At 63.2% G+C, this 5,220-nt stretch carries 6 protein-coding genes; 3 read left to right on the plus strand and 3 right to left on the minus strand.

The window, feature by feature from the left end:
- Positions 1–203: 203 nt before the first annotated feature.
- Positions 204–1,442, minus strand: a complete 1,239-nt coding sequence (locus IVA98_RS02415; RefSeq protein WP_247296449.1) for an MFS transporter — start codon at positions 1,440–1,442, stop codon at positions 204–206.
- A 183-nt stretch (positions 1,443–1,625) separates the two neighbouring features.
- On the opposite strand from IVA98_RS02415, the gene IVA98_RS02420 reads away from it, so the two are divergent.
- Positions 1,626–2,876, plus strand: coding sequence for a NupC/NupG family nucleoside CNT transporter (locus IVA98_RS02420; RefSeq protein WP_247354254.1), 1,251 nt, complete (start codon positions 1,626–1,628; stop codon positions 2,874–2,876).
- A 115-nt stretch (positions 2,877–2,991) separates the two neighbouring features.
- Here IVA98_RS02420 and IVA98_RS02425 read toward each other — a convergent pair whose 3' ends face one another.
- Both IVA98_RS02425 and IVA98_RS02430 read right to left on the minus strand, forming a co-directional pair.
- Positions 2,992–3,519, minus strand: coding sequence for a cupin domain-containing protein (locus IVA98_RS02425; RefSeq protein WP_247335996.1), 528 nt, complete (start codon positions 3,517–3,519; stop codon positions 2,992–2,994).
- Positions 3,520–3,683: 164 nt separating this feature from the next.
- Positions 3,684–3,971 carry an usg protein gene (locus IVA98_RS02430; RefSeq protein ID WP_247296263.1) on the minus strand — a complete coding sequence of 96 codons (288 nt, stop codon included), beginning with the start codon at positions 3,969–3,971 and terminating at the stop codon, positions 3,684–3,686.
- A 379-nt stretch (positions 3,972–4,350) separates the two neighbouring features.
- Between IVA98_RS02430 and IVA98_RS02435 the strand changes: the two genes are divergently transcribed.
- A complete protein-coding gene (locus tag IVA98_RS02435; RefSeq protein WP_247354255.1) occupies positions 4,351–4,665 on the plus strand; it encodes a co-chaperone GroES in 315 nt (104 codons plus the stop codon).
- A gap of 42 nt (positions 4,666–4,707) precedes the next feature.
- Positions 4,708–5,220: TCP-1/cpn60 chaperonin family protein (locus IVA98_RS02440; protein ID WP_276576816.1), on the plus strand; the 513-nt coding region annotated here is incomplete at its 3' end.

Raw genomic sequence — 5,220 nt, forward strand, 5'->3', positions numbered from 1 at the left:
TCCGAAAGATCCCACGGTCGGGACGAAGAGCTGGCCTGCAATCGAACAAAGAGCTGATCATAAATCTTGACACACCAAACCCCCATGTGAGCAATCCAGGATTTCTCTGCGGAGGGACTCTAGATTGCTTCGTCGCATTAGCGCAAAATTGCTTCGCAATCTTGTCGCGAGTTCCTCGCAATCCCGCGTCGACGGGCGGAGTGTTACTCCAAACTCTCCACCTGGCGCAGGCTCGGGAACAGCTTCATCCACAGGAGTGCCACCGCGACGGTGGCGACGCCGCCGAGCGCAGCGGCGGGCATGGCGCCGAACAGGGCGGCGGTGAGGCCGCTCTCGAACTGGCCGAGCTGGTTCGAGGCATTGATGAAGAGGAAATTCACCGCTCCGACCCGGCCGCGCATCTCGTCGGGCGTGGACAGCTGCACCAGCGAGAAACGGATCACGACGCTGATCGTGTCGGCGGCGCCGAGAACGGCGAGCGCGAGCACCGAGAGCCACATCCAGGACGACAGCGCGAATACGATCGTGGCGACACCGAACACGATCACGGCCTGAAACATGCGCAGGCCCACATGTCGCGAGATGGCGTGACGCGCCAGCACCATGGTCATCAAGAGCGCGCCAACCGCAGGCGCCGCACGCAGCGCGCCGAGCCCGACCGGCCCGGTCTGGAGGATGTCGCGGGCATAGATCGGCAGCAGCGCGGTGACGCCGCCGAACAACACTGCGAACAGATCGAGCGAGATGGTGCCGAGGATCGCAGGGTTGCCGCGAATGAAGCGGACACCGGCAAAGATGTTGTCCGAGCTCGTCCCCTCCTTGGCGACCGCCTGCGGACGCGGCCGGATGAAGCCGGTCAGGATCATCCCAAGGATCCAGAACAGCACCATCACGGCATAGGCGAGATGCGGCGCCACCGCATAGGCAAAGCCGCCGAGCGCGGGCCCCGTAATGGTCGCGACCTGCGCCGCGCCGCTGGAGACCGCGGTGGCGCGCTGGAGCGAACCTTGCGGTGCGATCAGCGGCAGCAGCGCCGCCGTGGTCGGGCTCTCGAAGGCGCCGGCAATGCCGAGCACGAAGGTCGCGACGAAGATCTGCACCTCACCGACCGCGCCGAGATAGGTGATCACAGCGAGATAGAGTGCGGTTGCTGCTTCCACGAGCTGACAGAGCTGGACGACGCGCTTACGCTCATAGCGATCGGCGGCATGACCGGCGACGAACACGAGCAGCGCGGTGGGCAGAAATTGCACGAGGCCGACCATGCCGAGATCGAAGGCCGAGCCGGTGAGATCGTAGACCTGCCAGCCGATCGCGACCGCCGCGATCTGGCTGGAGAAACGCGACAGGCTGCGCGAGAGCAGGAAGAACAGGAAGGCGCGGTGGGCGAGGAGCGCGCGGGCACTGACCGGCGGATCTCCGGATATTGGCTGCTCTGGCATCGCCGCTTCGACCACCTCTTGGATCGTCTTTTGCGTCACCCCCGGACCGTCCGTGCCCTGATGTCGACGTGCCCCGCGTGACTGAGGCGGACCGGCTTGTCAACAGCGGGACGCCTCCCGCACGTCCCGGCATTGCCTTTGCAACGCAGGCGCGGCCATAATCATTGGGGCTTTGGGGACATCATGCTGCGCTTGCAATCGGCACTCGGCATTTTCGCATTGCTGCTGATCGCCTTCGCGCTCGCAGAGAATCGCCGCGCCGTGTCGTTGCGGCAGGCGGCGATCGGCCTCGTCGCCACCTTCGTCACCGCCATCGTCCTCCTGAAGTTACCCGCGCTCGCGCGCGCCTTCGGCGCCATCAACGACGCGGTCGGGGCGATCTCCGCGGCCTCGCGCGCCGGCTCCTCGTTCGTATTCGGCTATATCGGTGGCGGCGCCCTGCCCTTCGACGTCAAGGCGCCGGGTGCGGATTTCATCCTGGCGTTCCAGGCGCTGCCGATCGTGCTGGTGATGAGCGTGCTGACGACGCTGCTGTTCTATTGGCGGGTGCTGCCGCCGATCGTGCGGGGCATGGCCTGGCTGCTGGAGCGCACCTTAGGGGTCGGCGGCGCCGTGGGGCTGTCGACCGCCGCCAACATCTTCCTCGGCATGGTCGAGGCGCCCCTGTTCGTGCGGCCGTATCTGAAGCAGATGACCCGCAGCGAATTGTTCCTGGTGATGACCGGCGGCATGGCCGGCATCGCCGGCACCGTGCTGGTGCTCTATGCGACGCTGCTGGCACCCCTTATCCCCGATGCCGCCGCGCACTTCGTCATCGCCTCCGTGCTGGGGGCGCCGGCCGCGATCCTAGTCAGCCTGATCATGGTGCCCGAGACATCCGACAGGCGCACCGGCGGCGCGCTGGAAAATCCCGAGATGGAGGTCTCCGGCACGATGGACGCGATCGTGAAGGGCACCACCGCGGGTCTCGAGCTGCTGCTCAACATCGTCGCGATGCTGCTGGTGCTGGTGGCTCTGGTCTACCTCGTCAACGCCATCCTCGGCCTGCTGCCTGATATCGGCGGCGCCGCGATCTCGTTGCAGCGCCTGCTGGGCCTCGCGATGGCGCCGGTGTGCTGGCTGATGGGACTGCCATGGGACCAGGCGGTCACCGCCGGCAGCCTGATGGGCTCGAAAACCGTGCTCAACGAATTGATTGCCTATGTCGACTTCTCAAAACTGCCGCCCGACGCGCTCGATCCGCGCTCGCGCCTGATCATGCTCTACGCGATGTGCGGCTTCGCCAATTTCGCCAGCCTCGGCATCATGATCGGCGGCCTAGGGGTGATGGCGCCGGAGCGGCGCGAGGAGATCAACGCGCTGGGGCTGAAGTCGATCGTGTCGGGGACGCTGACGACGTGCCTGATGGGAGCGGTGGTGGGGGTGTTGGCGTAGTTCTCTCCGCTGTCATTCCGGGACGCGACGAAGTCGCGAACCCGGAATCTATTGATCCACCGTTTCTGCCGCTCAATGGATTCCGGGCTCGCGCTACCCGCGCCCCGGAATGACATCAGGCCTTCAACTCCACCGTCTTGAACTCCGCCGGCAGGATCACCTCCAGCAATTCGACGTCATCCGAGTAATCCAGAATCATGTGCTTGATCTTCGGCGGCTGGGTCCAGGCGCTGCCCTCTTTCATCAAGGTCTCGCCCTGCCCGTCCATATAAGTCTTCACCCAGCCCTTGAGCACGTAGACCATCTGGAATTCGACATCGTGATAATGAAGCTTTGAGACCTCGGCCGGATTACACGGGCCTTGCAGACGGATGACATGCGCTTGCGCCAGGCCATGGGTCGCGTCGGCAATGCCAAGGTCGCGGTATTTGGCATAGGCGCGCAAGCCGTCGGCTTTGAAATCCTCTTCGCGGTGATGGCTGATGGCGATGCGCTGCTTGGGCCGGGCGGGTTTGCTCGGCGCGAGCATACGCGCCTTCGCCTTCACTGCCTTGCGCGCCGAGGGTCGAGCCGCGGCCTTGGCTCCACTCCGCTTCTTCACCGCGGCTTGCGCTGCGCTGCGCGATCTTACTTTTTTGGCCATCGGCCCGCCTCCCGTTGCTTGTTATTATGCGGCGAGACTAGCACAGAACGAGATCATGTAGCGGGGGCAAAGCGAAACGTGCCCACCATTGCGAGAAGCAGTCGCGGAGACGGTGGGCGCGGCGCGAGCGCGCCTTTGCTCGCCCACGAAGCCGGTGCTCGATCTCAATGCAGCCGGAACACGCCGTCGACCGCGCGGAGTTCGGCCGGCTTGATCAGCTTGCAATGCGCCACGGTGACCGAATGCAGGGGGCCGTCGAGCCTTTCCTGCCAGAACGCCAGGAAGTCCTTCAGCGCTGGAAATTTCGGAAACATGTCGTAGTTCTGCCAGACGTAAGTCTGGAGCAGCGACGGATGATCCGGCATCCGATAGAGAATTTGCGCCGTCGTCAGCCCGTAACCCAGCATCTGCTTCCGGAAATCCTCGGAAGCGCCCCCACTCTGCAGTCCCATGCCAAACCTCCTTTGCAGGAGCGCATTCAAGGGGCGGCCTGGTCGGTGTGCGCCTTACGAGCCACCCGGTACTGATGCGCTCACATGTGAGAAATGTGACGCAAACTGACAATTCATCTCAAGCCCAAAAGTTTAACAGCTGTTGAAATTCAACGCGTTAGCAGCAGATGCGGCTCCGTGCTAATACGGCCCAGCGCACCGTTAACGATGGCAAAGAGATTCTGGCAGTCCGCACTTCCGGGTGCTAATTTTCTGCTAGAAGCCCTTGCCCCCGCAAAATTCCTGTCCTATTTGTTCCTCGCCTGTGCTAGCACTCGCGGGCAATGACTGCTAACAACCTCGAAATTCCTCAACTCTTGCAATTGCTTAGGAGGACTGCATGAAATTCCGTCCGCTTCACGACCGCGTCGTGGTCAAGCGCATCGACGCAGAAGAGAAGACCGCTGGCGGCATCATCATTCCCGACACTGCCAAGGAAAAGCCCTCCCAGGGCGAAGTCATCGCCGTCGGCCCCGGTGGCCGCGACGAGTCCGGCAAGCTGATCCCGATCGACCTCAAGGTCGGCGACCGCGTGCTGTTCGGCAAGTGGTCCGGCACCGAGGTCAAGATCGACGGACAGGATCTGCTGATCATGAAGGAGAGCGACGTTATGGGCGTTCTCGAAGTCAACGAGTCCAAGAAGAAGGCGGCTTAAAAGCCCCGCTCCCTTCCCTTTAAATTTCAAGGAAAAATCCAGATGGCAGCCAAAGAAGTCAAATTCTCGGTTGAGGCGCGCGACAAGATGCTGCGCGGCGTCGACATCCTCGCCAACGCGGTGAAGGTCACGCTCGGTCCCAAGGGCCGCAACGTCGTGCTCGACAAATCATTCGGCGCTCCCCGTATCACCAAGGACGGCGTCACCGTCGCCAAGGAGATCGAGCTTGAGGACAAGTTCGAGAACATGGGCGCCCAAATGGTGCGCGAAGTTGCCTCCAAGTCCGCTGACGCGGCCGGCGACGGCACCACTACCGCGACCGTGCTCGCGGCCGCGATCGTGAAGGAAGGCGCCAAGTCTGTCGCCGCCGGCATGAACCCGATGGACCTCAAGCGCGGTATCGACCTCGCGGTCGAAGCCGTGGTGGCAGACCTCGAGAAGAACTCGAAGAAGGTCACCTCGAACGACGAAATCGCCCAGGTCGGCACCATTTCCGCCAACGGCGACGCCGAGATCGGCAAGTTCCTCTCCGACGCCATGAAGAAGGTCGGCAAC

The organism is Bradyrhizobium sp. 160 (genome assembly GCF_023073735.1).
Classification (GTDB): domain Bacteria; phylum Pseudomonadota; class Alphaproteobacteria; order Rhizobiales; family Xanthobacteraceae; genus Bradyrhizobium.

Excerpts from the sequence above, each read along its gene's own strand:
- IVA98_RS02415 (WP_247296449.1), bottom strand. The coding sequence starts at position 1,442 with ATGCCAGAGCAGCCAATATCCGGAGATCCGCCGGTCAGTGCCCGCGCG.
- IVA98_RS02420 (WP_247354254.1), top strand. The coding sequence starts at position 1,626 with ATGCTGCGCTTGCAATCGGCACTCGGCATTTTCGCATTGCTGCTGATC.
- IVA98_RS02425 (WP_247335996.1), bottom strand. The coding sequence starts at position 3,519 with ATGGCCAAAAAAGTAAGATCGCGCAGCGCAGCGCAAGCCGCGGTGAAG.
- IVA98_RS02430 (WP_247296263.1), bottom strand. The coding sequence starts at position 3,971 with ATGGGACTGCAGAGTGGGGGCGCTTCCGAGGATTTCCGGAAGCAGATG.
- IVA98_RS02435 (WP_247354255.1), top strand. The coding sequence starts at position 4,351 with ATGAAATTCCGTCCGCTTCACGACCGCGTCGTGGTCAAGCGCATCGAC.